Consider the following 25,315-nt stretch of genomic DNA (forward strand, 5'->3'; position numbering starts at 1 on the left):
ACACCGCATGGTGTACGCGGACCTCCACGTCCACACGACCCGCTCCGACGGCACGTTCGACCCGTCCGAGGTCGCGCCCGCCGCCGCAGACGCCGGCCTCGAAGCGGTCGCTATCACCGACCACGACCGCGTCCAGCCCGACCTCCCGCCCGTTATCACCCGCGCGGGCGTCGAACTCGTCCACGGCATCGAACTCCGCGTCGAAACCCCCGCGGAACAGATCGACCTCCTCGGGTACGGCGTCGACCCCACCGACGACCTCCGGGACGAACTCGACCGCCTCCAGCGCGACCGCGAAACCCGCGGCCGCCGCATCATCGAGAACGTCGAGGAACACCTCGGCGTCGCGCTCGGAATCGACTCTCGGGAAGGAATCGGCCGCCCCCACGTCGCGCGCGCCGTCGTCGACCACCCCGAGACCGACTACGACGCCGTTTCGGGCGTGTTCGACGACCTCATCGGGGACGACGGCCCCTGCTACGTCGCACGCGACGTGACCGGCTACGAGGAGGGCGTCCGCCTCCTCCGCGAGTCCTGCGGCGTCGTCGGCCTCGCCCACCCGCTCCGGTACGACGACCCCGACGCCGCGCTCGCCCGCGCGAGCGACCTCGACGCCGTCGAACTCCACTACCCCTACGACCGCCCCGTCGGCAAGGACCCGATGAACGCAGGCGTCGAGCGCGTGCGCGAAACCATCGAGAAACACGACCTGCTCGCCACCGGCGGGAGTGACGCACACGATACGGAGCTCGCGAAAGACGGCGTCGACGAGGCCGAGTACGACCGGCTCCGAGACCGTCTATAACGCCGGGGGCGCCAAGTTAAGGTAGCTGCGGGCCCGAGTCTCGGGTATGCGTTGTCACTACTGCGACCGGAGCGCCGACGTGTCCGTCGAGAAGGACGGCCTCCAGGTCGGACTCTGTGAGGACCACTTCCAGGACCGCCTGGAGGAACTCGCGGACTCGGACGCCCTCCACGACCTCCGGGAGCAGCTCGACATCGACCGCGCCTAGCGACTGGAGTCCACGTCGATGGCGTCCACGGGACACACGTCGACGCAGAGCATGCAGTCGATGCACTGAATCTCGTTCACCGGGTCCGCCTTCCGCTCGGACTCCGGATGCCCGGGCGTGTCCACCCACTCGAACACGTCCACGGGACAGTCCTCCACACACGCGCCGTCCTCGATGCACACGTCGAAGTCCACCGCGACGTGCGTGCCGTGAATCCCCAGCGTCTCCGGTTCGTCCACGGGCCCCCAGACGTCGTGGCCGTTGTGCGAATCCACGACCTCCCTGCTCTCGTCGAAACTCGGGTCGATAGCCATACCGGACCTGTGGGTTATGACTACTTAACTCGCTTGCAGGCGTTCGAGCCTCGGCGGCCGTTCTCTCTCGCGATGCCAGCAGGATGGCTATGGTGCCGAGGCGAAGAACTCGATATCGCCCGATTGAACGGTTATGTCGAGTCGTCCTCCCATCCAGTCGTAGGCGTCCGACCGCGAACCCACACGCACCACAACCGTTCGGTTCTGACTGTACTCCGGGGTGAACGCTCGTTCTTCTCCGGGTTCGAGCGTGTACGTCTTCGTCTGGATGGTCTCGTTCCCGCTGACGACGCTTACTGTCACGTTCGCGTCCGTTGTCATTTCGTTCGTCACCGCGATAGTCTCGTTCGACCCGGAGTTCACCATACACCCACTGGTCGTCGCGATGAGTAGCACTGCCGCCGCAATCACCCACACTTTCTCGCTCCGAGACATTATCCACTCCTCTCGTTCTCCTCCCGTTGGTTTAGTGGTGGCCACCACCATTGAAACGTCGCGCACCCCAATACCGAGTATGCGCAAAGTTCGACTCTCCGAGTTCTCCTCCCGAATGAGTCCGGCGGACGTGAGCTATCCGCTCGCCGACGCTCTGGGGACGACGAACGTCTCCCTGAACTACTACGAACTGGACGAGGGCGACAGCACGTCCTTCGGCTATCACGCCCACGAGGCTCAGGAGGAGGTGTTCTACGTGCAGGCCGGCACAGTCACGTTCCGAACCGCGGAGGAGAGCGTGCCGGTGCGGTCGGGCGAACTCGTGCGCTTCGCGCCCGGCGAGTACCAGCGCGCGGTGAACGAGCACGCGGACCGCGCCATCGTGCTCGCCGTCGGCGCGCCCCGAGAGGCCGGTGAAACCACGATTCTGCGGTACTGCGATGAGTGCGAGGCCGAGACGACGCAGACCATCGAACTCGCGGACGACCGGGACTCCATCGTCGCGCGCTGCGAGAACTGCGGGAGCGAGACGGGGCGATTCACCGATGAGTGAACACCCGCCCCGGCTCGTCTACGACGACGAGTGCGGGTTCTGCACGTGGTGCGCGCGCGTCGCCGACGACCTCGGCGAGTTCGAACTCGTGGGGTTCCACGAACTCACGCCCGACCAGCGCGCGCGACTGCCGGACGACTACGAGACCTGCGCGCACCTCCTCACCGACGACGCGGTCTACGACTGCGGCGAGGCGATGGAGCAAGCGCTCGCGCGCATCAACCCCGTTCTCGACGCCGTCTTCCAGGTGTTGCGCGAGGTTCCCGGGTATCCGTCGTTCCGCGAGAAACTCTACCGGTGGGGCGCCGACCGCCGGGACTGGTGGGGGAAAATCGCGCGCTGCGACCCGCCCGCGAAGAACTAATCGGACGCGCTCGCCGACCGCGCGTGCTCGGTGAAGTTCTCGAATAGCCGTTTCGCCTCGCACGCCTGCTCGAAGTTCTCGGGCGTGATGCCGTCGGTGACGGCTTCTTTGCGTTCCTCGGGGAGGTCGTCCTTTCGTCGGGTGACGCTCTTGGCCGTCCCCATGTCGTACTCGGGGTGGAACTGGACGCCGACCGCGTCGCCCTTCCGGAACCCGTGGATGCCGTAGTCGTTCTCCGCCAGCAGCTCCGCGTCCGGCGGGAGTTCCGTCACGGCATCGGAGTGCGTGGTGAACACGAGGAACTCCTCGCCCAGTCCGTCGAGGAGCGGGTCGTCGCGGGTCTTCGAGACGGTTCGGTAGCCGATCTCGTACTCGTCCATCCCCTCGACGGTGCCGCCGAGGGCGTCCGCGAGGAGCTGGTGGCCGAAACAGACGCCGAGCACGGGCATCCGCTCCGCGGCCTCTCCGACCCACTCGCGGGTCGGCTGAATCCAGTCCTCGTCCCAGTAGACGGACGCGCGACTGCCGGAGACGACCGCCGCGTCGAACTCGAAGTCCTGAGGTATCGTTCCCTCCGTGACGTGGAACTCCACCAGGTCGGCGTCCAGCTCTCGGCGGAAGTTCTTCAGCGTGTCAGCGCCGTCGTGCGCGGCGTTGACGAACGCGATGCGGGGGCTGCTCATACCTCGCGTACTCCTCCCGCGTGAAAATGCGTTTCGCCAGTGTCACGCTTCGACGCTATCCGAGCGGGGATGGAAGTGGTTGTGGTGAACTGCCACACCACACGGTATCGATAGGCACGGCAATATAAATCGGACACGGTCGCGGAAAAACCTGAACCGGGAGGGATAACAGGCTCGCCGCCGCGCTTCGCACCATGCGCGCCATCAAGGACAGCGTCCACGACTACATCGAGGTGGACGGCGTCGCGTCCGCCCTCCTCGACACGCCGCCGGTGCAGCGGCTCCGCCACATCAAGCAGCTCTCCACCGTCCGCCTCGTCTACCCGTCCGCGAACCACACGCGCTTCGAGCACAGCCTGGGCGTGTACCACCTCGCGGACCGCGCGCTCGACCACCTCGACGTGTCCGGCGCGCGCGCGGACAAGGCCCGCGCCGCCGCCCTCCTCCACGATGTCGGTCACGGTCCCTACGGTCACCAGACCGAGGGCATCATCGAGCGACGCCTCGGCCGCCACCACGACGACGTGCGCGACCTCCTCGCGGACGGCCCCGTCGCCGACGTGCTCGCCGATTACGGACTCGACCCCGGCGGCGTCGCCGACCTCATCGCGGGCGACGGCACACTTGGCCAGCTCGTCGCGGGCGAACTCGACGTGGACCGGATGGACTACCTCGTGCGGGACGCCCACCACACCGGCGTCCCCTACGGCACCGTCGACCACGGCCGGCTCGTGCGCGCGCTCACCTTCCGCGACGGCGACCTCGTGCTCGCGGAGGGGAACGTCGCCACCGCCGAATCCCTCCTGGTCGCCCGCGCGCTGATGAACGCGACCGTCTACCGCCACCACGTCTCCCGCATCGCCGGCGGGATGCTCGAACGCGCGAGCGAACGCCTCCTCGACACCAGCAGTCTCGCCGTCTCGGAGTTCGCGCGCATGACCGACGACGAACTCCTCGCCGCCCTCCGCGACCACGACGAGACCGCGGAGTTCGTCCGCCGCCTCAGCCGGCGCGACCTCTACAAGCGCGCCGCCTGGTGCGAGCGCGATGCGGTCCCCGAGGACGTAGTCGTCGCCAGCCACGACCAGGTCAGGGCGTTCGAGCGCGACATCGCGGACGCGGCGGGCGTCCCGGAGAAACACGTCGTCGTGGACACTCCCGGTCGGCCGTCGATGCCCGAATCCAGCGCGCGCGTCGTCGTCAACGGCGGAACGAAGCGGCTCGCCGACCACAGCCCGCTCGTCGAGGGCATGCAGCACTCCCAGAACGTCCAGTGGCGTTTTGGAGTATATGCACCCGAAGAACACACGGAGGCCGTAGGTGCGGCCGCCGAACGCGAACTCGGCCTCTCCGGCGTCGGGGACGCCGTCGATTACTGAGAGACTGATTCGAGGATTTCGGGCGCGCTCTCCAGCGCGTCGTCCAGTTTGTCGCTATTCGGGCCGCCGCCCTGCGCGAAGTCCGGCGGGCCGCCGCCGCCGCCGCCAACCATGCTCGCGAGTTCGCTGACGACCGCGCCGGCGTTCACAGGCACGCCGTCGGGGACGCCGACGACGAACTGCGCGCCCTCGGCCCCGGAGCCGACGACCGCGATGTTGCCGTCCTCGACGAGCGCGTTCGCGGTCGCGCGGAGTTCGTCCATGTCGCCGTCCACGCGCTGAATCACCGCCGTGGTGCCCGCGACTTCGACCTCTTCGGCTTCCGCACCGCCGCCGGCGCGAGCCTCCGCGAGCTGTTCTTTCAGGTCTTCTATCTGCTTCCCGCGCTCCTTCCACTCCGTGAAGAACCGTTCCGCGGTCTCGGGGAGTTCGTCCGGCGTCACGTCGAGCGTGTCCGCGGCGTCCAGCAGGTACTCCTCCTCCTCCTGCACGTGCTCGATGGCGGCGCGACCGGCGGCGAACGTGAACCGCTCCACGCCGTCCTGCACGCGCTCCGTGTTCAGGATTTTGATGGTGCCGATGTCGCCCGTCCGGGAGACGTGCGTCCCGCCGCAGGCCTGCACGTCGTCACCGACGTGGATGAGTCGGATGTTCTCCCCGGCCGGGATGCCGCCCTGGTAGAGGTCGAAGCCGTGCTGGGCCTCCGCCTCGTTCCGGTCCGGCCACTCCTGATGGACGGTCGTGTTCTCCCGCACGACCTCGTTCGCGCGGTGCTCTATTTCCTTCACTGTCTCCCGGTCGAGGCGCTCGTAGTGCCGGATGTCGATGCGCGAGGAGTCGACGCCCTTCTGCGCGCCGGCCTGCCGGACGTGCTCGCCCAGCACCTGGCGAGCCGCGTGCACGACGATGTGGGTGGCGGTGTGGTGCGCCATCAGGCGCTCGCGGCGGTCCCAGTCCACCTGTCCGCGCACGAACTCGCCCTTCCCCGGGTTCTCGTTCGCCCGGTGGAGGACGACGCCGTCGCGCTTCTGCACGTCCCGCACCTGAATGGTCGCGTCGTCCGTCGAGAGCGTCCCGCGGTCCGCGGGCTGCCCGCCGCCCTCCGGGTAGAACCGCGTCTGGTCGAGCACCACGTCGTACGCGGTCTCGCCGTCCTCCTCGCGCTCGAACACGTCCAGCACGACCGCCTCGAACTCCGTGCGCTCCTGGTCCTCGTAGTAGAGTGCCTCCGTCTCGGGGAGGTCGCCGAGCCGCTCGTCGCGGGATTCGGACTCCTCGAACGCCTCCGCGGAGTCGTGGCGCTCCGCGACGAGCGAGTAGAAGTCGTCCGGCGCGTCCACGTCCGCGCCCTCCTCGGCCGCGATTTCCTCGACCATGTCGGGCTGGAGGCCGTGGCTGTCGTAGAGGTCGACGAGCGTCGAGGCGGGAATCGGCTCGCCGCGCTCGGCGTGGTCGCGCGCCAACTGCTCGACCTTCCGACTGCCGCGCTCCAGCGTCTCCTCGTACTTCCCGACCTCCTTCCGGACGATGTCCCGAACCGTCGAGCGGTTCTCGTACCCGAGGCGGTCGGCCTGCACGTCCACGAGGTCCGCGAGGTCGTCCTCCACGCCGACGGTGTCCATCAAGCGCACCGTCCGCCGGAGCACCATCCGCGCGAGGTAGCCCGTGCCGACGTTCGACGGCACGATACCGTCACCGAACATATAGGCGAGCGTGCGGCAGTGGTCGGCGATGGCGTAGAGGTCCTCCAGCGGCCGCATCAGGTCGTGCAGGCGCTCCGTGGACACGTCGAGCTTGTCCGCGAGGTTGTCGCGAGCGGCGTCCATGTCCTCCACCTCGTCGATGTCGAGGTGGCCCGCGAGCTTGGAGGCGCGGTGGACGAGCTCCTCCTCCTCGTCGCTGAGTTCGATGCCCGCGCTCTCCTTCAATGTCGCAATCATCTCGGGATAGATGGCCTCGTACACCGTGGGCGTGCCCTGACTCATCCACGTCCAGCGCTCGAGCCCGTAGCCGGTGTCCACGACGCGGCGGTCCATCCGCGCGTACGTGTTCCCGTCCTTCATCTCGTACTCGCCGTCCGGGTCCTGCTCCATCGACATGAAGACGAGCGTCGCGAGTTCGAGCCCCTTGTAGATAACTTCGAAGGCGGGGCCGGCGTTCCCGCCGCCCACCCAGGGGTCCTCGATGAACGTCACGTCCTCCCTGGGGACGCCGAAGGACGCGAAGAACTCCTCGCAGTACTCGACGCACTGGTCCTTCCAGTACACCTCGCCCTCGTACGCGTAGTCCGTGCCCTCGTCGGCGTTGAAGGCGTGATGGCCCATCATCTCGAACGCCATCGTGTGGCGTCCGGTCTTCCCGACGTTGTCGATGTCCTGCATTCGGATGCAGGGCTGGCTCACCGCGAGCGGGTTCGCGGGCGGCGGGGACTGCCCGCTCGTGACGTGCGGCTGGAAGTCGTAGATGGACGCCTGCGTCAACAGCACGTCGTCCCGCCAGCGGTTCGCCGCCACCGGATACGGGTCGATGCGTTCGTGGTCGTGCTCCTCGAAGAAGGAGAGGAACTCCTCCCGCATCTCTTCGAGGGTGTACTCGTCGTCGAACCCGGGGTCGTCGATGAACCCGTAGTCCTCACAGGGGGGTTCGCCGCACGTCTCCCGCTCGCCGTCCCGCGTCCAGAAGTTCGCTCCACACTCCGTGCACTGCTTTCGTGTGAAGCCCTCCGCTTCGAAGTACTCGAGACGGTACTCCTCGGTGAGGTCGCTCATTGCGCACAGGTAGGCCGTCCTGCCGGTAAAACCCTTGTACTTCCGCACGACACCCGCAGCGGTCGCCGTGGCCCGCGGGTTTTTGCGGCGTCCGCCCCACGTATCGCGCATGGGACGAATGGTCGACGGCGAGTGGCACACGGAAGAGGAGATGATAGACCACGACGAGTCCGGGGAGTTCGAGCGCGCCGAGACGTCCTTCCGGGACTGGATTCGAGGCACCCGGAAGAGCCCGAATGAGGTCGTCACCGACGGCCCGGAACCCGCGTCGGGGCGTTACCACCTCTACGTCTCCTACGCGTGCCCGTGGGCGCACCGCGCGCTCACCGTGCGCGCCCTCCTCGACCTCGAAGACGCCATTTCGGTGAGCGTGGTCGACCCTGTCCGGTACGACCAGGGCTGGGAGTTCGACGCGTCGAAACCCGGAAGCACCGAGGACCACCTGTTCGGCTCCGACTACCTCCGCGAGGTCTACCGGGAGGCCGACGCCGACTACACCGGCCGCGTCACCGTCCCCGTGCTCTGGGACACAGAAGAAGACACCATCGTGAACAACGAGTCAGAGGAGATAATTCGGATGTTCGCCACCGCCTTCTCGGAGCATAACAACGGCGTCGACCTCTACCCGGAGGGCGACCGCGCGGAAATCGACGAGGTCATCGACGACATCTACCCCCGCATCAACAACGGCGTCTATCGCGCCGGATTCGCGGAGTCCCAGGACGCCTACGACGACGCCGTCCGCGACCTCTTCGACGCTCTGGAGGAGTACGACGCACGCCTTGCAGAACAGCGCTTCCTCGTCGGCGACTCGCTCACGCTCGCGGACGTGTGTATGTTCACCACCCTGTACCGGTTCGACGAGGTCTACCACACCCACTTCAAGTGCAACTACCGTCAGATAACCGACTACGACGCGCTCTGGGGCTACCTCCGCGAACTCTGCCAGCTCCCCGGCGTCGAGGCGACCTGCGACATGTGGCACGTGAAACAGCACTACTACCGGAGTCACGGCGACATCAACCCGAAGCGCCGCGTCCCCCTCGGCCCCGACCCCGACTTCTTCGCACCCCACGCGCGCGACGACCTCCCCGGCAGCCTCCCAGCTCCCCTCAAGTAGCCCGCGAACGTTCGTGAACCATGCCGTACAGTTTTGAGTCTCGCGCCCCTCATTCCGGTATGTCGCGTGACACCGCCGCGCTCACCTCGCACCTCCGGGAGCGCCTCGGCCCGAACCTCCGACTCGTCTTCGACTACCAGGGCGAGGACGTGTCGTTCTCCTACGTTCGCGACGACCTCCCCCGCGACCTCGTCCGGGAACGCTGCGAACTCATGGTGGACCTCTACCAGAACGAGTACCGCGAACTCGTCGAACGCGGCGACGACGAGGTTGACCTCACCTCCCTCACCGCCTCCCTCCACCTCTTCGACATCGGCCTCATCCTCAACCTCCGCGACCCCACCAATCCCGAGGGCGGCGTCGCGTTCACCTTCGACTACGAAACCGGCTCCCGCCTCATCGGCTTCGTCGCCGAATGCTCCGAAGTCCTCTACGGCGACGTCTACCACACCGTCCCCGACGACCCGCTCAGCGACCTCGTCGAATAGAACAGACGGAGAACCGAAACCCTAGTTTTCGAGCGCGACAGACGCCAGCAGCGCCTCTAACTGGACTTTCTACACGGACTTTTTCCGGCCTCGCGTTCGCTCGGCCGGAAAACCTCCGCTAAAAGCGTGGATTAGTTTTCGAGTGCGACGGACGCCAGCAAGGCTTCGAGTTGCACTTTCTCGTTGGCTCCTTCGGCGATGCGGTAGTCGGCTTCACCGACGCGGTCCATGAGGCGAACCGCGGCCTCCTCTTCGAGGTCGAACTCCCAGACGGAGCGGTGGAGCTGGTCGATGATATCGCCGCCGGCGAGGCCGCGCTCGGTGAGCATCTCGTCGAGCACGCCGCGCGCGGCGACGAAATCGCCGGTGATGGCCGAGGTAACCATCTCCTCGATTTCCTCGGGGCGCGCGGTCGCGGTGATGCCGTACACCACGTCCTCCTCGACGCGCTCGCCAGTCGCGGCGGCGGCCTGCAGGCTGTTGATGGCGCGGCGCATGTCGCCGTCCGCGGCGTACACGAGCGCGTCGATGCCGTCCTCCGTGTACTCGATACCCTCGTTCTCCGCTATCTTCCGCGTCTGCGCGGCGACGGCGCTATCGCTGAGCTGGCTGAACCGGAACACCGCACACCGCGACTGAATCGGGTCGATAATCTGCGAACTGTAGTTACAGGAGAGGATGAAGCGAGTGTTGTTCGAGAACTGCTCCATCGTCCGGCGGAGCGCGGACTGCGCGTCGTCGGTATTGTGGGTCAACACCCCGTTCCCGAGCATGAAGTTCGGCGTCCCCTCCATACTGATGTTGTACGCCTTCCCGCGGTGGCTGTACTCGATACTGCGTATCCGAGCAGTCGAGACAGCCGCTCTCCCGCCATCTGAGACGGCTTGTGGCTCGAACTCGTCTCTCTCGAAGTGTTTGTCGTTCGGGAGGTCGCCGTCACCCACGACGACGAACTCGTACTCGTCACCGTACCGCTCCATGAACTCCTCGACCTTCCCGACTCGACCCCAGAGCTCCGCGACGCCTTTCACTTCGATGACGGTGTCGTCGACGAGGAAGTCGGGGTAATACACGGACTCAGAGAGTTCGAACGCCGGCTCGTACTCGTACTCGACGCCAGCATCGTCCAGGGCCGTTGCGACCTCGTACTCCCACTGCGACCGAACGTAGTGGCCGAGTTCGTCGACGTACTCGACTTTCGGCCCCGTCGGTTCGTGTCCCATGAGGGATTCGGAGACTTTCTCGGCGACCTCCGGGTCGCGCATCGGATTGTCGTCGCCCGTGATGTCACAGACCGGATACTCGGTATTCTCGACACGCTTCTCGTTAATTTTCGCTCTCTTTTCCTCGTCTAGTTCGCTCCACCACTGGGACGAAGCCTGCCCTATCTGCTCTTTCACCGCCTCCGCGTCGGCTTCGACGACCCACTCTTCCCAGGAGGTTCCCGAGCGCTGTTCGCTTATCGCTTCGACGAACTCCTGTACGCTCTCCTCGTCCATGCTCCAGATAGAGACGCCGTGGAACTTCCCCCCGTAGTTCGGGTTGTTCTCGCCAGCGAAACGGCCATCGGAGAGCTTCTCAACTATCTTCTCACGGCGCTCTTCCGACCATTCGGTCCCGTACATCGGGTTCCCGTCCCCCTCCATCTCGCGACTGTGTCCCTCGTTCTTGCACTCGATGGAGCAGAATCTGCCAGCGGTCCAGTCGTCACAGACCTCACAGCGGGACACCCCGATATCGTCTCTGAAGTCGGCAATCTGGTCACCCGCCTGTAATTCGCGGAGTTCGCGCTCGATGAGTTCGTCGTCCTCCCCGACCACGAAGAACGGGTGCGTCGCACTGGCGAGTATCTCCCTCCCGTCGTCGAGTTCCACCTCGAAGAAGTCCGCGACCCCCGAATCGACGAGCTGCCCCTTGTCGGACTGTATCTCGTTCGTCTCGAAATCCACCGAGGGCATCGGCTCGCCTTCCTCTGCCACTTCCTCGATTGGTTTCACTTCAGGAGACGAGGGATACCCGGTGACTACCTCGGTTCCGGGTGGAACACACAGCGCGTCCGCCTCGTCGAGGAAGATGATGCGGTAGTCGTAGCCGCCGAAACTCGCGCGGGCGAAGTTCTTGATGCGGTCGCGCACCACGTCGATGCCGCGTTCGTCCGATGCGTTGAGTTCGAGGAAGTTCTCCCGCCAGTCCTCACCGTAGACTTCTTTCGCAATGCTGACACTTGTTGCGGTGTTATGCATTACCGTCGGGACGTTCCCGGCGACGAAGTTGTGCGTCTCGGGGACCGTAAGGTCGTACACTCGGCACTCCTCGGTGTTGTGCGTGACCGCCCGCACCTCGTCGTAGTAGAGATCCGCGGACGCGACGAGTTCGAGCGACCGCAGGTGTGAGAGCACGTCGAGCGAGAGCACGTCGTTCGCGGCCGTCTCCAGCTGGTCAGCGACGACTTCGAACCGGGAGAGCGACGCGAGGTCGTGATCGTCGTTCGTGAGTAGATTGTTCACGTCCACGCCTCGATACGCGGTCCCCTCAGCGAGACGCTCGTACGACACGCCGAGGTCTGACCGAATCGCCTCTAGCTCCCGCTGAACTGCGCCGATCGCTGGGCGAGTCGCGTCGAGCGCGTCGAGGATAGCACCCGTTCGACTCCTGGTCGGCGTTCGCCGTCCGTCCGCGTACTCCAGAAGTCGGTCCGTCCGCACGCCGACGGTGTCTGATAGGCCTTTTCTCGTATCGAGCGGTTCGAGCGCGGCACGCGCCCCGACCCACGTCGCGGGCGTTCCCGACACGGCCCTGAGCGCGTCGTTGAGCGCGTCCAGTCGCTCCGCGGCGTCCTGTGCCGTGTCGAGCCGGTCGTGCGCGGCGTCGACGACGTTCTCGAGTGCAGTGAGATACGCTTCTCGACCGCGGTTGTCGCTGTCGAGTTCTCCGACGAGCTCGTGTTTCGGCAGGGCGAGCCGTTCACAGAGAACGTCCACGGTCCGCTGCGCGGGAATCGTGTCGTGGTTCGGGTTCGATTTGCGAGCCGTCGCGGCGGCGAGTCGTTCGTGCTTCTCCGCGAGCGAGAACCCGATGCTCGTCTCGAACTGTCGGACGTGGCGCGAACTCGAGACGTAGAGCGTGTGGTACTCGCGTTTCGTTCCCGTGCCGTTCGTTGCGGCTTTCCGCTCTCGCTTCCGCCGCGATGGAATCCCGAACCCGGTGAGCAGGTACGAAACGAGCGTGATCAGGTCCGGGTCTTTCTGTATCACCTCGATAGCCCGGTTCTCCGTCACGTGTCCCTCCGCGTCGAACACCGCTCGGAGGAACGCCGCGCGCGCGCCGTCGTCAGCGTGGACGATTGCGGACCCGATGCCGTCACCGACGGCGTCGAAGCACGCGTTCAGGTAGTGGATGAGCGTCTGGGTCTGCGCGAGGATGAACGGCACACCCTTTCGCTCCCGGCGTTCCGGTGACAGGCCGAACCGCTCTCGGAGCGTCGTTTCGAACGCGCTGAGGAGGTCCTCGTCGGTGTTGTAGAACCGGATTCGGCCGTTGTCGATACGGGCTTCGCTGACGAGCAAGCCAACGAATCGAGCGAGATCCTCGTCGACCGTTTCGGGGGGTGTGATCGGGCGGGAGCGGGCGTTGTTCGCGTTCACGTACTGAACCGAGTCGACGTACTCCCGGACGTTCTCGTAGTCGTAGTGTTCTCTGAGATACGCGAGCGAGCACGACACTGTGTCCGAACCGTCGCTGTTCTCGATTTCGCGAGCATACGACGTGACCGTGTCTCGTGACGCATCTATGCGTCGCGCGATTTCGTCGGGGGTTTCGCCGCTCCGGAGACGCGCCGCTACCTGTTTTTTCAGGCCGACGTACGCTCCTTCCTCGGCGGGAATTCGCTCGCTGCCCGGGAAACCCTCAGCGAGATGGACGATCGTCCGGTCGCCGTCCATCTGCTCGAACCAGTTCGTTCCGCCCTCCGAGTCGCGGGTTGGCGTGTGCAGTGGTCGCGCGATTCGGTCGCCCGCAGAGAGGTCGGTCGCGTCCGTCCACGACAACCCCGTTTCGCTCACCGTCAGGACCGGGTGTTCAGGGGTGACCGTGAGTTCGCCCCCGTCGCGGGTCTCGACGGTGACTGTCTCGTTCGTGTCACGGCTGAACACGTCCGATGGTTCGACGAACTCGAACGACCCGTCCTCGGTGAACGACGCGATTTCGAGGCCGTTCCGCGGATCACCGAAGCCGCGCGGGTCTCCGACGACCTCGTCGACGCGTTCGAGCCCGTCTCCGGTGAGGACCGGGGTTTCCCCGGTAAGGCACTTCCCGACGCCAGCTGGGCCGGCGAAAAGAAGGTGCGGGAGGTCGTTCTGTTCGACGTAGCTCTCGATTCGGGAGATGATGTTCTCGTGGCCGACGACCTCGTCCAGGCGCTCGGGTCGGTACTTCTCGACCCAGATTTCCTGACGGCCCGCGCTCTCACTCATGTCTTGACCGAGGCGCGGGCGCGCCTTAAGTTCCGCGAGACCCCGCGGGTCGCGTGCTCGCACACGGCGAACCTTTCGGCCAACAAACGTTATGCCGTCGCGAGGCGTTTCTCCGCGTATGGTACGTACACAGCGCCTGCTGGCCCTTTTCGTGGTGGTCGCGCTCGCTCTCGCGGTCGTTCCCGGGAGCGCCGCCGCGGACACGCGCGCGGGTGACGCGGTCGTCGTCGGCGAGAACGAGACGGTGGACGGCCTCACCGCGTTCGGCGGGTCGGTCGTCGTCCACGGTACCGTCGACGGTGACGTGACCGCGCTCGGCGGTACTGTGGTCGTCTACGGAACGGTCACCGGCGATGTCACCGCGCTCGGCGGGTCGGTCGAAGTCGACGATAGCGGTGTCGTTCAGGGCGGCCTCACCGCCGCGGGCGGCGCCGTCACAATCGCGGGGAACGTCGCTGGCGACGTGAACGCCGCCGCGGACACCGTCACGCTCACCAACACCGCCGTCATCGGCGGAACGCTCTCCTACGACGGCGAACTCGTCAGCGCGCCCGGCGCGACCGTCGAAGGCGGTATCGTTCAGGGGTCCGCCGGCTTCGGTCCGATTCCCGCCATTCCTGACTGGGTCGGCGCGCTCTCCGGCATCGTCTCCACGCTCGTCGTCGGCGCGCTCCTCGTCGCGGTCCTCCCCGGATTCACCGACCGCGTCGCGGACGCAGCCGTCGACGCGCCCGGGCGCTCCGCGCTCTCCGGCGTCGGCTTCCTCGTCTTCGCCCCCATCACGCTCATCCTCATCGCGTTCACGCTCATCGGCATCCCCCTCACGATTCTCGGGTTCGTCGCGTACGGCGTCCTCATCACTGTCGGGTACGTCGCCGGGAACTACGTCATCGGCCGGTACGCGCTCTCGATTCGCGAGATGGAGAACCGCTGGCTCGCCCTCCTCGTCGGCGTCCTCCTGGTCGCGGCGGTCGACCTCGCGCCGCTCGTCGGCGGGCTCGTCCAGCTCGCCGTCCTCCTCGTCGGTGTCGGCGCGCTCGTCCGCGCGCTCCTCGGGGCGTACCGCGACCGCCGCGACCGACGCAACGGCGACGCGGACGCGACACCCTCAAACGGGCCCGCGGCCTAATCCGGGTATGCACGTGACGGTCGAGGTCGTGGGCGACGCCACCCACGAGTTCGACGTTTCGGACGCGACGTACGCCGACCTCCTCGAACGCGTGAATCTCAGCCCGCACGAGGTGTCGGTGATGGTGGACGGCCGGCCCGTCCCGGAGGACCAGCCGGTGGACACAGAACACGTGAAAGTTCTCCGGCTCATCCGTGGCGGTAGACGTTAGACCCGCGTCCGCCCGCGACCACCTCGGCGTGATGCGGGTGCTGGACGGCGCGATGCTCGACGTGGAGAGCGACACCGTGGAGCGACGCATCGCGGCGGGCGGCGTGCTCGTCGCGGACGACGACCGGCGCATCGTCGGCGCGCTCCTCACCACGCCCCGCGAGGACGGCGCGCACATCGAGGCTGTCGCGGTCCGCCGGGCGCGCCGGGACAGCGGCATCGGCTCCCACCTCGTCGAGTTCGCGTCCAAGCGCTGGCAGCCGCTCACCGCGGACTTCCGTCCCGGCGTGCGGCCGTTCTACGCGTCGCTCGGGTTCGATATCGCGGACCGAGGAGACCGCTACCGGGGAACGCTTCGGTAGCTAGATGAGGGGTTCGACGAGGTCGCGGCCCGCGTCGAGCAGTTCGCTCACGCGTCTCTCACTCCCGGCTTCGGCGTAGACCCGCATCTTCGGCTCGGTGCCAGATGGGCGGACGAGCAGCCACGACCCGTCCGCGAGCAGGATTTTGAAGCCGTCCGCGTCGTTCACGCGCTCCACGCGCTCGCCCGCCACGGTCTCGGGCAGGCGGTCCGCGAGTTCCCGGAGCACCGGTTCCTTGCGTTCTTCGAGGCAGTCGACGCTCGTCTTCTCCTGGTGGATGTCGCCGTACTCCTCGCTGATGCGGTCGAGGCGCGCCTCGATACCGCCCTCCGTCGCGGCGGCCGCGGCCGCGTACAGCGCCATCAGCACGCCGTCCTTCTCGCGGACGTGCCCGCGGACGGAGTACCCGCCGGACTCCTCACCCCCGACGAGGGCGTCGTGTTCGCCCATCGCCTCGGCGACCCACTTGAACCCGACCGGCGTCTCCACGACCTCCTCGCCGTGCGCCTCGGCGATGCGGTCCACGAGGAACGTCGTGGACACCGTGCGCACCGCCGGCCCCGACTGGGCTTCGAGGAGATAGTCGTAGAGGAGCGCGAAAAACTGGTTCCCGTCAAGGTAGCCGCGGTCGGGCGCCACGGCGGCGACGCGGTCGGCGTCCCCGTCGTTCGCGACGCCGAGGTCCGCGTCGTACTCGTCTACCGCGATTTCGAGGCCTTCGAGGTTCGCGTAGTCGGGTTCGGGCGGCGTTCCGCCGAAGTCCGGGTCGCGGTCGTCGCGCAGCGAAATCACTTCCGCACCCGCGGCGCGCAGCAGTTCGTCGGTGACGCCGCGCCCGCTCCCGTGCATCGCGTCGTACACCACCGTCAGCCCCGAGAGGTCGGCATCGACGAGGTCGAGGGCGTGCTCGCGGTGCGGACTCACGAAGTCCACCTCCTCGACCTCGCCCCAGTCAGCCTCGGCCTTCACCGTCGGCTCGTCGAGATGGGACTCGATGGACTCCGTCACCTCGGGCAGCGCGGGCGCGCCGTCCGCCGGAATGAACTTCACACCGTTGTACTCGGGCGGATTGTGCGAGGCCGTGATGACCACCGCGCCCGCGAGGTCGCGCTCCACGATCGCGTGCGCCACCAGCGGCGTCGGACAGTCCCGCTCCGGCAGCAACACGTCGAATCCGTTCGACGCGAGCACTCGCGCCACCTCGTCCGCGAACCCCTCCGAGGTCTCCCGCGCGTCGTACCCGACCGCCACCGTCTCGCCGCCGCGGCCCGCCTCGTCGAGGTGCGTGGCGACGCCCTGCGCCACCATCCGCACCCGGTCGTCCGTGAACACGTCCAGCGTGTCCCGCCAGCCGTCCGTCCCGAACGCGATTTCGTCCATACCCGGAGTGTCGCCGCCACCCCCGTAAAACGACTCGCTTCACGCGCCGACCGGCGCCACCGCGGTCACTCCACCAGTCGCTCCTTCTGCCGACGCGAGAGCTGTTTAATCTCGTGCTCGCGGCTCATCGCGGCGGATTTCGTGTCGTGCTCCTCGACGTGCTGGAGCGTGACGGGTGTGCGGCCGCGGGTGTACTTCGCGCCGTCGCCCGCGTCGTGTTCGGCGACGCGGCGCTCCACGTCGGTCGTGTAGCCCGTGTAGTACGTGCCGTCGGCGCATTCGAGCACGTAGACGTAGTGCACGCCCGGTTCGTCGCGCGCCGCGCGTTTGGAGGTTTCCGTTTCACGCACGCGTCGGGTGGAGGTGATTCGGTGGGGTTGGATGGGACTAATTCGGGCGTAAATCGCCCCAGTGAGGCCGGTGTGGCCGTTCCCTTATGGGAAGCCTTATTAAGCGGGGCGGGGAAAAACGGCGTGTATGGCAGACCTCATCGTCAAAGCCGCAGTGAAGGAAGCGCTCGACGACAAGAACGTTGCTTCGGACTTCTACGACGCACTCGACGAGGAAGTCGAGGAGATTCTCGACGACGCGGCGCGCCGCGCCGAGGAGAACGGTCGCAAGACCGTTCAGCCGCGAGACCTCTAAGCAGGATCCCTTCCTTTCGTATTTTTCGCGCCGCGTAGCGCCGGCTACGGGTACTCGACCGTGACGCCGTCGTCGGTCCCCAGGTGCACTTCGTCCGCCATCGACGGGAACACGCCGTGTTCGACGATTCCCGGAACGGCGTCGAGGTCGAGCGCGGTCGCGCCGGGGTTCGGGAGTTCGCCGAAGTCGCAGTCCAGCACGAGGTTTCCGTTGTCGGTGACGACCGGACCGTCCTTTCGCTCCGCCTCTCGCAGGCTCGGCTCGGCGCCCAGGTTCCGGACGGTGTCCGCGACGACGGGTTTCGCGTCAGGCAGCACCTCGACGGGAACGGGATGGTCGAGTACCGAGACGGTTTTGGAGGGGTCTGCGACGACGACGAAGCGCTCGGCGGCGGCGTCCACGTACTTCTCGCGGGCGTGCGCCGCGCCCCCGCCCTTCACGAGGTCGGCCCCGGAAATCTGGTCCGCGCCGTCGATGGCGATGTCGAGCGTGTCCACGTCGGCGAGCGTCGTGAGGGGGACGCCCGCCTCGCGCGCGAGTTCGCGGGACTGGTAGGAGGTCGGGACGCCGGTGATGTCGAGGCCGGAATCGACGCGGTCGCCGAGCGCCCGGATGGCTTCCGCGGCCGTGCTGCCGGTGCCGAGGCCGACGACCATTCCGTCCTCCACGAGGTCAGCCGCCGACTCGCCCGCGCGGCGCTTCATCGCCTGGATGTCACTCATACGTGGGTGCTCGGACGCCGCCGGGAAAAACTCACTACAACCGCTCGCGGACCGCTCCCGGGTCGTGTTCGAGGCTCAACACCCGCGACCGGCCGCGTCCCTCCAGGCTCTTGTACTCCGCGCGGATGAGGTCGAGCTGGTCGAGCTTGTTCACGATTTCCGTGTACCGCGTGTATCCGAGGTCGGTGCGCTCGGAGAACGCCTCGTACACGTCGCCCGCGCGCTCGCCGTCGTGGTCCGCGATAACCTCCATCAGCGCGCGCTCGTTCTCCGTGAGTCCGTCGAGCCGCCGCGCGAGGTGGAGGTGTTTCGCCTCCTCGGAGACGGCTTCCACGTCCTCCTCCTCGACGACGGGGCTCGCGCGCATCTCCGCGTGCAGGCCCGCGCGCCGCAGGAGGTCGATGCCGACGCGGAGGTCGCCCGCGTCCGCGGTGAACTCCGATACCCTGTCGAGGATTTCGGTCGAGACCGCGCCGTCCCGGAACCCGGCTTTCACGCGGTCGCCGAGGATGCTCGCGATTTCGGTGCGGTCGTAGACGGGGAAGTAGGCTTCCTCCGGCCGGAAGACGGACTGGACGCGGCCGTCGAGTTCCTCGATGACGTTCAGGTCGAGGTCGGAGGAGACGAGGATGACACCGACCTTCGCGCCGGCGTGCGTCTCGTGCGCCCGCAGCAGCGAGTAGAGCGTGTCCGACGCCTCGTTCTCGTAGAACAGGTAGTTCACGTCGTCCAGCGCCACCACGAGCACTTCCTCGCGCTCCACGAGCTTGTCCGTCACCTGATTGAACAGCTTCTTGAACGAGATGCCGGAGGAGGGCGGTTCGTAGTCGAAAATCGCCTCGAAGATGCGGCTGAATACGGCGTATCGCGTCGAGTCGTGCTGGCAGTTCACGCGCACCGTGCGGACGCCGGTCTGCGCGCCGAGCTCCCCGAACAGCTTCTGGACCGCCGTCGTCTTCCCCGTTCCCGGCGGCCCCCTGACCATCGCGTTCAGCGGGCGGTTCCCGCGAACCGCGGGCCGGAGCGCGTACTGGAGGGTCTGAAGCTGGGATTCGCGGTGCCGGAACACCTCCGGGACGTAGTCGATCTCGAAGACGTGTTCGTCGCGGAACACCGTCTCGTCCCACGACAGCATCCCCTCCTCGGGGTCCTCGGCCATCACGCGAGAGATTCGCCGCAGTCCACTTAACAGTACTGCAGGTCGTGAAAAGTTTGATTCGGCAGGGGTTCGGTGATACCCAATAATGACTTCACTCCCGTCCCGACCCACACTCAGGGCTGCGGCGTTCGTCGTCCTCGGGACTGCCGGGTTCGCGGTCTCCTTCACGATGACCGGTCAGTGGATTCGATGGCACATGATGGGTAGTCGCCACTCGTTCAGTTTGCTGTACGGCGGGATGGCGGCGTTCTGCACGGGGTTGTTCGCACTCCTCGCGCTCGTCGGCGGTATCGCCATCGCGCGACGGCGATAGGCGGGCGTCCCCGTCGCCGTTCAGAACTTCTCCAGTAAGCGCCGGTAGAACGCGCGTTCGCGGTCGCTTCCGTCGTCGCCGTCCGCGAGCTTCTCCACGATGAGTTCGGGCGTCGAGCGCGCGAGGTGGTCCTTCACGGGCGAGCGGTCCACGACGAGTTCGCCGTCCTCCAGTCCCACGGCCTGAATGCCGTCGACGGTCACGTCGAACCCGCAGGCGTCCCGTATCTCGCCCGCGAGGTGGCTGACGAACACGCCGCTCGCGCCCGCGTCGTCGAGCGCTTCGAGGATGCCCGCGATGATTTTCGCGGACGCCCCGGGTTCCGTGATGGACTCCAGTTCGTCCACCAGCACCAGCGTGGTCGCGTCGGACGCGCCCGTTGCGAGCCGACCGAAATCACGCAGTGTAGCCTCGAACGCGCCCGCGTCGAGCGTCCCCTGGGACTTCGCGTAGTAGTGCAGTTCCTCGACCTCGGGCACGCGCGCGGACTCCGCGGGGACGGGGAGGCCCATGTGCGCGAGCACGACAACCGTCGCGACGAGGTCGAGCGTGCTCGTCTTCCCGCCGGAGTTCACGCCGGAGAGGAGCGCGACGCCGTCCGCGCCGTAATCCACCGGCTCCACGTCGTCGAAGGGAACGTCCAGCAGGGGTGAGCGTCCGCCCTCGATGTCGAAGCCGTCGCCCGCGCGTTCGGGCGTCGTGCAGTCGAAGTCGTCGCAGAACCGCGCGACGGCGAGTTCCACGTCGAGTTCGAGCGCCGCCCGCACGAGCGCTGTCGCGTCCCCGCGGGCGTCCGCGAGGTCCGCGGCGAGTTCGCGCTTGCGCCGCGTGGCCCGCCGGTCCCGCGCGGCCGCGAGTTCCTCTCGAAGCCGCGCGACGGCGTCCTCGTCGCGCTCCACGGGAAACGTCGGGTCGTCCGCGAAGGCCTGGCGGGCGATGCTCGCCTCGCCCTCCGTCAGGTCGAGCGCGTCCACGAGGTGGTCGCGCGCCGCCCCCACCGCGGCGTCGAACTCGTCCGCCAGTTCGCGGGAGAGCAGCGAGTCCACGCCCGCGCCGCGCTCCACGAGCGACAGCAAATCGGCTCCCTCGATAGTCACGTCCCGCTCCTGAATCGCCTCTCGGAGCCGGTCGTTCGCCACCGATTCGGCGGTGGAGACGGCCGCATCGAGGTCGTTCACGGCGTTCGTGAGCCGGTCGAGTTCGTCGTCGCCCGCGACGCTCCCGTCCGCGTCGAGCCGGGAGAGCGCGCCCTCCAGCGTGTCGAGGTCGAGCGGCGGACTGAGACTGCTCCGGCGATGCACCGAGACGGCGGCTTCCAGTCGGTCGCGGTTTTCGGCGAAGAACGCGAGCGCGCGCTCCGGCACGACCGCCGCCGGGTTCTCCAGCGCGTCCGGTTCGACGCGCACGTCGCCCTCCACGTCCACGCCCGCGAACGCCTCGTCCAGCGCGATGACCGTCGAGTAGCCGCGCGCGAGTTCCGCGAGCCCCCGGGCGTCCTCGACGATTTCCACGCTCACCTCCGGTATCAGTTCCTGCGCCTCGCTGTACGTCTCCGCGTCCGTCGTCGCGAGACACCTATCGCGCACCCGCACGCCCTCCGGCTCCGCGAGCGGTTCGACGCCCGCGAGCGCGTCCAGCACGCCCGTTTCGACCTCCCGCGAACGCGCCCGGTCGACGAACTCCCGGACCTCCGCGATGCGGTCGGGACTCCGCGAGGGGTACAGCGTCCGCAGGCGCTTCTCGCCGTAGCTCGTCACCGCGCGCTCCGTCAGCAACGCGAGTGCGTCCTCGTAGAGTTCGCGGGCGCGGTTCGTCGCGAGGAAGCCGCCCGGGTCGTCGTGGCGCGCGCGAATCGCCCCCCGGACGACGCGCGCCGCCCGCCCCTCACTGATGCCGGGCGCGCCCGCGACGGCGGCCACGTCCCCGTGTTCCAGCGCGCCCTCCGGGTCGTCCAACTCGCGGAGCGCCTCCGCCGTCTTCGCACCGACGCCCGGTACGTCCTCCAGTTCCATTCGACAACTCTCTACTCGCCCCACCGGAAAAACCTTCCCTCCCGCAGAGTGCGCCGTCGTCTCTCCCCAGCCTGTTTCTCGCGATTCCCCCGCCATCTCCCGTTACGCCACCCCACTCATAATATAGGGTTTCTATCTGGAAAAATTATTTATACATGTATTGTTTTGAGGTAACGTATGGCACGAACGCCACGAGAAGACGACTGTTCAGAGAGAGAGAGAGAGAGAGTGTGCGCGTAGTTCGACCCGACGTGCCCTCCTCAGGCGGACTGGTGCGGGCGCACTCGTGAGTACCGCCGCTCTTTCCGCAGTTACGACCGCAAGTGCAGGCCCGTCTGGCGACTCCGATACGTCCGATGGCCCGAGTGTCGGAACCGACAAAACGGTTATCGAACCGGGGCCTGGTGCGGGTGGCGGTAGCGACGAAGAGTGGGAGGCGGTATTTAATTCGTATAACTATAATTATTTACTTAATTATGATCTACTAACTTACAAGAACCCCGGCGAGATGGCAATCGATGTGTGCTGGACGTACGAAGATATTCAGGTCTGTACCAGCTCGCTCGACCACTTTAAGCTCCAGACGTACGACTGTATTACTGAAACAACGCCTGAACTCGTCTCAACCACCATAACTGCTGAAGAGTACCGGAATGGTAGTTTTTCTACCAGTTTTGACTTCTGGTTCGGTGTCAACCCCACAACGTCGTGTCTGTGGGCCGGTCAGGAGCAGGCCGGTATTTGTGAGAAGCTCAAGTGTGATTTCGAGAACCGGTGGAGCGACCCAGTGGCGACCCCGATGCCCGCTGCAGAGACCCTTGATAGCCTTCGCCGGTTCCTAGCCGAAGATGTTGACATTGATGATGTCGGTTCCACTCTGGCAACCGGTGCCGGCGCAGCTGTCTTTTTCGCGATGGCAGCGCAAATTCTCACTGGTAATCCCTCCTGATGTCGTCTCGTCGCCTTCCGAGCGTTGTGGTTCAATGGTCGCCGCTCCTGATAGTTCCGTTAGAGTACGTTCTGCATCCAGTATCGATTGCGGAGGCACTCGTTTTCTTCCCTGCGGTTACACTCCTTTACCCGTACGAGACGCTTCGATACGGTCAATCAGTGCAGTACGAACGGTTCCGGGAGCGCACGACGCACGACGTCCTCCCCTGGCTCGCTGTCGGATACCTCATCCACGTGCTCGTTATGTTCGTCTTCCTCTACGCCACCTATGCCGCTCTCAACGAACCCGACGGCTGGCTCTTCCTCGTTCTCCTCCACGTCCCCCTCATGTTCGCCTTCGTCGTCCCTCCCGCGGTCGTTCGCATCGCTGGCTTCGTTCATAGATCAACGTAATATCGGACGTGTCAGTATCTGATACATGCCTGAGACGACCGTTCGGGATGTCGCCTCGCCCGCTCGGCAACCACCCGTTCGATTCTCAGCATAACTTCTATCTAAGGAAAATATTTATACACTCGCTATATAACACAATATGTTACGAGTGATGGATCGAACGCGACATTCCGGGACGACTCGGCGCGTCTCCCCTCGAAAATATGTCGTTCGAGATGAAGAACACAATATAGCGATGCAGCGCGCGCTTAAAACTCTCTGTATCACTCTCGCGCCACTCGGTGGTGGCGCGCTCCTCGTCGCTCGCGTCGTTCCGGCCGGCCCGCTCCCGGTCGGCGTCATGGCCGCCGTCCTCTCGATACCCGGCGTCTGGTACGTGCTCCGGTTCGCGTACGACTTCGACTACGAGCGGTTCGTCGCGGACGCGGGCAGGATAGGTTTCGCTGTCTCCCTCGTGGGATTCGCCGCCGTCCACGCGACGCTCGGCGTCGTCTTGCTCGCAGCCGCAACTGCGTTCGCTCCCGGACTCCTCACCGTCGGCTTGACCTACGCTGTACTGTGCTGGCTGGGGGTCGTCGAGGGGCCGAAGGCGTTCGCGGCGCTCGTGGACGACTCTGTCAAGTACGCTCTGTCGCTTCCGTCAACGGATCGCGTTCTGTCCGCCACCGGCGCGTGGCTATTTATCGTGTTCGCGGCACTTATCGTGTTTGTCGGGGTTCCATCGACAATCGAGGCGAGCGCCGCCGCCTGGGTCGGCACGCTTCCGTACGCGTACTTCCGTGCTCGCGGCCCGCCCCAGCCCTCCGTGCCGTTTCTCGCTCTCGGAGCGGCCGTGCACGCCGCACTTACCGCGCTCGGTGTGACGATTCTTCTCACGGTCAGCGAACCGCCCGCACCCGCGCTCGTGACCTACGCCGCCTGGATAGGTATCGTCGGCGTCCCCGTGCTCTCGGCGCGCCTATCGTCCTCGATTGTCACTCGAATATCCTCGTCAGCACCTACATGATGGCAACGCAATCGCGCCAACCGGCGTACGAACTATTACTTCGTGTTGAGTCAGATAGACTCACGCCAACGCACTCTCCGCATCGGTCCGCGCCTCGGCACAACACTGACAGTCGCGACATTCTCCCCTGATGTCGTCTCGCTGCCTTCCGAGCGTCGTGGTTCAGTGGTCGCCCATCCCGCTCATTCTCCTGGTCGTGTACGTGCTGTGGCCGCTGTCTCTATTCGAGATACTCGTCACGTTTCCCGGGGTTCCGATTCTCTACTCGTACGAGACGCTTCGGTACGACGAGTCGCCGCGGTACGAGCGATTCCGCGAGCGGGCGACGTACGGTGTCCTCCCCTGGCTCGGGGTCGGCTATCTGCTGCACATGGGTGCTATCTTCGTCTTTCTTTACGTCGCACACCTCGTCGTTCCCGACCCCGGTACGCTGGTGTTCAATGTGCTCCTCTACCTCCCGCTCATGTTCGCCTTCGTTGTCCCTCCCGCGGTCGTTCGCATCGCTGGCTTCGTCCACCGACCAACGTTATAACGACAGTATCAGAATATGACACATAATGTCTGAGACGACCGTTCGGGACGTCGCGCTGTTCGCCGGTCTCGGGGCGAGCGCGTACGCGGTTCTCGCGTTGTTCCCGGGTTCGCCGGTGTTCGTCGGCGTTCTGGCCGCGGTGACCGTCGCGCCCGGTCTCTGGCTCGTCGTGCGGACGACGACGCCGTTCGCGTATCGGGAACTCGTCCGGGAGCGCGGCCGGCTCCGCGTCCTCGGGTCGCTGGGCGGCCTGCTCGCCGTTCCGGGCGTGCTCGCCGCCGGTCTGTACTGGCTGGCCGTCACGCTGTTCGGCACGACTGCTCTCCCGTCCGTTCTCGCGTACGTGTTCGCGTGGAGCGTTTCCGTGCTCGTCACGTCCCGCGTGTTCTTCGCACTCCACGATGACTACTGGCGCGGCGACGACCCGGCGCTCCCGCTGACGCCGACGCGTCGCCGCGCGCTCCGGCAGGCGACCGCGTGGCTGCCGTTCGCCGCCGTCGTCGCGCTCGCCGTGCTCGTCACGTCCCGCGGCGCGCCGGACCTTCCGGTTCTCGTGTTCGCCGCGGTCGTGGTGCTCTCTGCGGCCGCGCTCCCAGCCGCGTACGCCTCCCTCCGCTCCCGCGACGACTCCGTGTCCGTGCCAAGACGCGGCGTCGCCGGGTGGTTCGGCGGCCTGTTCCTCGCGCTCGTCGCGCTCCTCGCCGCGGCCACGGTTGCTTCCGACGCGCTCGGCCTGTTCGACTCGACCGCCGGAACCGCTCTCGTCGCCGCCGTCCTCTCACTCGCCGGCCCGTTCTCGGTCACCCGCTTCCCGCGGCTCGTTGCCCGCCGGTACGGCGGTGATGGATAGTCTGTACGCCCCGGATGCCGACGCTTTTCGGAGCTAAACGCAGTCGAGCCGGGCCAAAATTA

27 protein-coding genes are annotated in these 25,315 nt (G+C 66.4%); 17 read left to right on the top strand and 10 right to left on the bottom strand.

What is annotated here, in order from left to right:
• Positions 1-7 precede the first annotated feature (7 nt).
• Both U3A55_RS11280 and U3A55_RS11285 read left to right on the top strand, forming a co-directional pair.
• Positions 8-805 (top strand): PHP domain-containing protein, encoded by a 798-nt coding sequence (locus tag U3A55_RS11280; protein ID WP_330991608.1) that lies wholly within the window; start codon positions 8-10, stop codon positions 803-805.
• Between the two features lie 46 nt (positions 806-851).
• Entirely contained in the window at positions 852-1,013 is a 162-nt protein-coding gene (locus U3A55_RS11285; RefSeq protein ID WP_168219932.1) for a DUF6757 family protein, read from the top strand.
• On the opposite strand, the gene U3A55_RS11290 is transcribed toward U3A55_RS11285, so the two are convergent.
• Positions 1,010-1,327: a 4Fe-4S dicluster domain-containing protein gene (locus U3A55_RS11290; RefSeq protein ID WP_330991609.1), complete on the bottom strand. Its 318-nt coding sequence runs from the start codon at positions 1,325-1,327 to the stop codon at positions 1,010-1,012. The genes U3A55_RS11285 and U3A55_RS11290 overlap by 4 nt on opposite strands.
• A gap of 87 nt (positions 1,328-1,414) precedes the next feature.
• Positions 1,415-1,762, bottom strand: a complete 348-nt coding sequence (locus tag U3A55_RS11295; protein ID WP_330991610.1) for a hypothetical protein — start codon at positions 1,760-1,762, stop codon at positions 1,415-1,417.
• A gap of 79 nt (positions 1,763-1,841) precedes the next feature.
• Between U3A55_RS11295 and U3A55_RS11300 the strand changes: the two genes are divergently transcribed.
• Positions 1,842-2,315, top strand: a complete 474-nt coding sequence (locus U3A55_RS11300; RefSeq protein ID WP_330991611.1) for a cupin domain-containing protein — start codon at positions 1,842-1,844, stop codon at positions 2,313-2,315.
• Positions 2,308-2,679 carry a DCC1-like thiol-disulfide oxidoreductase family protein gene (locus tag U3A55_RS11305; protein ID WP_330991612.1) on the top strand — a complete coding sequence of 124 codons (372 nt, stop codon included), beginning with the start codon at positions 2,308-2,310 and terminating at the stop codon, positions 2,677-2,679. Before U3A55_RS11300 ends, U3A55_RS11305 begins: the two co-directional genes overlap by 8 nt.
• On the opposite strand, the gene U3A55_RS11310 is transcribed toward U3A55_RS11305, so the two are convergent.
• Positions 2,676-3,362: a type 1 glutamine amidotransferase gene (locus U3A55_RS11310; protein ID WP_330991613.1), complete on the bottom strand. Its 687-nt coding sequence runs from the start codon at positions 3,360-3,362 to the stop codon at positions 2,676-2,678. The two genes, U3A55_RS11305 and U3A55_RS11310, sit on opposite strands and share 4 nt — an antisense overlap.
• Before the next feature lie 194 nt (positions 3,363-3,556).
• Between U3A55_RS11310 and U3A55_RS11315 the strand changes: the two genes are divergently transcribed.
• Entirely contained in the window at positions 3,557-4,741 is a 1,185-nt protein-coding gene (locus U3A55_RS11315; protein ID WP_330991614.1) for an HD domain-containing protein, read from the top strand.
• On the opposite strand, the gene alaS is transcribed toward U3A55_RS11315, so the two are convergent.
• Positions 4,735-7,509, bottom strand: a complete 2,775-nt coding sequence (gene alaS / locus U3A55_RS11320; RefSeq protein WP_330991615.1) for an alanine--tRNA ligase — start codon at positions 7,507-7,509, stop codon at positions 4,735-4,737. The two genes, U3A55_RS11315 and alaS, sit on opposite strands and share 7 nt — an antisense overlap.
• A gap of 109 nt (positions 7,510-7,618) precedes the next feature.
• Between alaS and U3A55_RS11325 the strand changes: the two genes are divergently transcribed.
• Positions 7,619-8,629, top strand: coding sequence for a glutathione S-transferase family protein (locus U3A55_RS11325; protein ID WP_330991616.1), 1,011 nt, complete (start codon positions 7,619-7,621; stop codon positions 8,627-8,629).
• 59 nt (positions 8,630-8,688) lie between these two features.
• Entirely contained in the window at positions 8,689-9,117 is a 429-nt protein-coding gene (locus U3A55_RS11330; RefSeq protein ID WP_330991617.1) for a hypothetical protein, read from the top strand.
• Between the two features lie 131 nt (positions 9,118-9,248).
• On the opposite strand, the gene U3A55_RS15285 is transcribed toward U3A55_RS11330, so the two are convergent.
• A complete protein-coding gene (locus U3A55_RS15285) occupies positions 9,249-13,589 on the bottom strand; it encodes an LAGLIDADG family homing endonuclease (RefSeq protein ID WP_442978304.1) in 4,341 nt (1,446 codons plus the stop codon).
• A 118-nt stretch (positions 13,590-13,707) separates the two neighbouring features.
• On the opposite strand from U3A55_RS15285, the gene U3A55_RS11360 reads away from it, so the two are divergent.
• The 3 genes from U3A55_RS11360 to U3A55_RS11370 are packed head-to-tail and all read left to right on the top strand — an operon-like array spanning position 13,708 to position 15,290.
• Positions 13,708-14,718 carry a bactofilin family protein gene (locus U3A55_RS11360; RefSeq protein ID WP_330991618.1) on the top strand — a complete coding sequence of 337 codons (1,011 nt, stop codon included), beginning with the start codon at positions 13,708-13,710 and terminating at the stop codon, positions 14,716-14,718.
• Positions 14,719-14,725: 7 nt separating this feature from the next.
• Positions 14,726-14,929: a ubiquitin-like small modifier protein SAMP2 gene (gene samp2 / locus U3A55_RS11365; protein WP_330991619.1), complete on the top strand. Its 204-nt coding sequence runs from the start codon at positions 14,726-14,728 to the stop codon at positions 14,927-14,929.
• Complete coding sequence (locus U3A55_RS11370) at positions 14,913-15,290, top strand: GNAT family N-acetyltransferase (RefSeq protein WP_330991620.1); 378 nt, start codon at positions 14,913-14,915, stop codon at positions 15,288-15,290. Before samp2 ends, U3A55_RS11370 begins: the two co-directional genes overlap by 17 nt.
• Here the strand turns inward: U3A55_RS11370 and U3A55_RS11375 are convergent, their stop codons facing one another.
• Both U3A55_RS11375 and U3A55_RS11380 read right to left on the bottom strand, forming a co-directional pair.
• Positions 15,291-16,670 carry a phosphoglucomutase/phosphomannomutase family protein gene (locus U3A55_RS11375; protein ID WP_330991621.1) on the bottom strand — a complete coding sequence of 460 codons (1,380 nt, stop codon included), beginning with the start codon at positions 16,668-16,670 and terminating at the stop codon, positions 15,291-15,293.
• A gap of 65 nt (positions 16,671-16,735) precedes the next feature.
• Positions 16,736-16,972, bottom strand: coding sequence for a GIY-YIG nuclease family protein (locus U3A55_RS11380; RefSeq protein WP_330992339.1), 237 nt, complete (start codon positions 16,970-16,972; stop codon positions 16,736-16,738).
• Between the two features lie 175 nt (positions 16,973-17,147).
• On the opposite strand from U3A55_RS11380, the gene U3A55_RS11385 reads away from it, so the two are divergent.
• Positions 17,148-17,315: a DUF1931 family protein gene (locus U3A55_RS11385; RefSeq protein ID WP_330991622.1), complete on the top strand. Its 168-nt coding sequence runs from the start codon at positions 17,148-17,150 to the stop codon at positions 17,313-17,315.
• 44 nt (positions 17,316-17,359) lie between these two features.
• Here the strand turns inward: U3A55_RS11385 and rpiA are convergent, their stop codons facing one another.
• Positions 17,360-18,037 carry a ribose-5-phosphate isomerase RpiA gene (rpiA, locus tag U3A55_RS11390; protein WP_330991623.1) on the bottom strand — a complete coding sequence of 226 codons (678 nt, stop codon included), beginning with the start codon at positions 18,035-18,037 and terminating at the stop codon, positions 17,360-17,362.
• Positions 18,038-18,071: 34 nt separating this feature from the next.
• Positions 18,072-19,196, bottom strand: coding sequence for an ORC1-type DNA replication protein (locus U3A55_RS11395; RefSeq protein WP_330991624.1), 1,125 nt, complete (start codon positions 19,194-19,196; stop codon positions 18,072-18,074).
• Between the two features lie 85 nt (positions 19,197-19,281).
• Here U3A55_RS11395 and U3A55_RS11400 point away from each other — a divergent pair, with 85 nt between their 5' ends.
• Positions 19,282-19,509, top strand: coding sequence for a hypothetical protein (locus U3A55_RS11400; RefSeq protein WP_330991625.1), 228 nt, complete (start codon positions 19,282-19,284; stop codon positions 19,507-19,509).
• Between the two features lie 20 nt (positions 19,510-19,529).
• Here U3A55_RS11400 and U3A55_RS11405 read toward each other — a convergent pair whose 3' ends face one another.
• Positions 19,530-21,521, bottom strand: a complete 1,992-nt coding sequence (locus tag U3A55_RS11405; RefSeq protein WP_330991626.1) for a MutS-related protein — start codon at positions 21,519-21,521, stop codon at positions 19,530-19,532.
• A gap of 508 nt (positions 21,522-22,029) precedes the next feature.
• Here U3A55_RS11405 and U3A55_RS11410 point away from each other — a divergent pair.
• The 5 genes from U3A55_RS11410 to U3A55_RS11430 all read left to right on the top strand — a co-directional run bounded on the left by U3A55_RS11410 (position 22,030) and on the right by U3A55_RS11430 (position 25,253).
• Positions 22,030-22,470, top strand: a complete 441-nt coding sequence (locus U3A55_RS11410; protein WP_330991627.1) for a hypothetical protein — start codon at positions 22,030-22,032, stop codon at positions 22,468-22,470.
• Between the two features lie 161 nt (positions 22,471-22,631).
• Entirely contained in the window at positions 22,632-22,865 is a 234-nt protein-coding gene (locus tag U3A55_RS11415; protein WP_330991628.1) for a hypothetical protein, read from the top strand.
• A gap of 235 nt (positions 22,866-23,100) precedes the next feature.
• On the top strand, positions 23,101-23,871 hold the full coding sequence (locus U3A55_RS11420) for a hypothetical protein (RefSeq protein WP_330991629.1): 771 nt from the start codon (positions 23,101-23,103) through the stop codon (positions 23,869-23,871).
• A gap of 130 nt (positions 23,872-24,001) precedes the next feature.
• Entirely contained in the window at positions 24,002-24,403 is a 402-nt protein-coding gene (locus tag U3A55_RS11425; protein ID WP_330991630.1) for a hypothetical protein, read from the top strand.
• Between the two features lie 25 nt (positions 24,404-24,428).
• Positions 24,429-25,253 (top strand): hypothetical protein, encoded by an 825-nt coding sequence (locus U3A55_RS11430; protein ID WP_330991631.1) that lies wholly within the window; start codon positions 24,429-24,431, stop codon positions 25,251-25,253.
• The last annotated feature ends 62 nt before the right edge of the window (positions 25,254-25,315 follow it).

It is taken from the genome of Salarchaeum sp. III (genome assembly GCF_036418315.1).
In the GTDB taxonomy this organism is placed as follows: Archaea; Halobacteriota; Halobacteria; order Halobacteriales; family Halobacteriaceae; genus Salarchaeum.

Coding starts and splice junctions, on each gene's coding strand:
- U3A55_RS11280 (WP_330991608.1), top strand. CDS start 8: ATGGTGTACGCGGACCTCCACGTCCACACGACCCGCTCCGACGGCACG.
- U3A55_RS11285 (WP_168219932.1), top strand. CDS start 852: ATGCGTTGTCACTACTGCGACCGGAGCGCCGACGTGTCCGTCGAGAAG.
- U3A55_RS11290 (WP_330991609.1), bottom strand. CDS start 1,327: ATGGCTATCGACCCGAGTTTCGACGAGAGCAGGGAGGTCGTGGATTCG.
- U3A55_RS11295 (WP_330991610.1), bottom strand. CDS start 1,762: ATGTCTCGGAGCGAGAAAGTGTGGGTGATTGCGGCGGCAGTGCTACTC.
- U3A55_RS11300 (WP_330991611.1), top strand. CDS start 1,842: ATGCGCAAAGTTCGACTCTCCGAGTTCTCCTCCCGAATGAGTCCGGCG.
- U3A55_RS11305 (WP_330991612.1), top strand. CDS start 2,308: ATGAGTGAACACCCGCCCCGGCTCGTCTACGACGACGAGTGCGGGTTC.
- U3A55_RS11310 (WP_330991613.1), bottom strand. CDS start 3,362: ATGAGCAGCCCCCGCATCGCGTTCGTCAACGCCGCGCACGACGGCGCT.
- U3A55_RS11315 (WP_330991614.1), top strand. CDS start 3,557: ATGCGCGCCATCAAGGACAGCGTCCACGACTACATCGAGGTGGACGGC.
- alaS (WP_330991615.1), bottom strand. CDS start 7,509: ATGAGCGACCTCACCGAGGAGTACCGTCTCGAGTACTTCGAAGCGGAG.
- U3A55_RS11325 (WP_330991616.1), top strand. CDS start 7,619: ATGGGACGAATGGTCGACGGCGAGTGGCACACGGAAGAGGAGATGATA.
- U3A55_RS11330 (WP_330991617.1), top strand. CDS start 8,689: ATGTCGCGTGACACCGCCGCGCTCACCTCGCACCTCCGGGAGCGCCTC.
- U3A55_RS15285 (WP_442978304.1), bottom strand. CDS start 13,589: ATGAGTGAGAGCGCGGGCCGTCAGGAAATCTGGGTCGAGAAGTACCGA.
- U3A55_RS11360 (WP_330991618.1), top strand. CDS start 13,708: ATGGTACGTACACAGCGCCTGCTGGCCCTTTTCGTGGTGGTCGCGCTC.
- samp2 (WP_330991619.1), top strand. CDS start 14,726: ATGCACGTGACGGTCGAGGTCGTGGGCGACGCCACCCACGAGTTCGAC.
- U3A55_RS11375 (WP_330991621.1), bottom strand. CDS start 16,670: ATGGACGAAATCGCGTTCGGGACGGACGGCTGGCGGGACACGCTGGAC.
- U3A55_RS11385 (WP_330991622.1), top strand. CDS start 17,148: ATGGCAGACCTCATCGTCAAAGCCGCAGTGAAGGAAGCGCTCGACGAC.
- rpiA (WP_330991623.1), bottom strand. CDS start 18,037: ATGAGTGACATCCAGGCGATGAAGCGCCGCGCGGGCGAGTCGGCGGCT.
- U3A55_RS11395 (WP_330991624.1), bottom strand. CDS start 19,196: ATGGCCGAGGACCCCGAGGAGGGGATGCTGTCGTGGGACGAGACGGTG.
- U3A55_RS11400 (WP_330991625.1), top strand. CDS start 19,282: ATGACTTCACTCCCGTCCCGACCCACACTCAGGGCTGCGGCGTTCGTC.
- U3A55_RS11405 (WP_330991626.1), bottom strand. CDS start 21,521: ATGGAACTGGAGGACGTACCGGGCGTCGGTGCGAAGACGGCGGAGGCG.
- U3A55_RS11410 (WP_330991627.1), top strand. CDS start 22,030: ATGGCAATCGATGTGTGCTGGACGTACGAAGATATTCAGGTCTGTACC.
- U3A55_RS11420 (WP_330991629.1), top strand. CDS start 23,101: ATGCAGCGCGCGCTTAAAACTCTCTGTATCACTCTCGCGCCACTCGGT.
- U3A55_RS11425 (WP_330991630.1), top strand. CDS start 24,002: ATGTCGTCTCGCTGCCTTCCGAGCGTCGTGGTTCAGTGGTCGCCCATC.
- U3A55_RS11430 (WP_330991631.1), top strand. CDS start 24,429: ATGTCTGAGACGACCGTTCGGGACGTCGCGCTGTTCGCCGGTCTCGGG.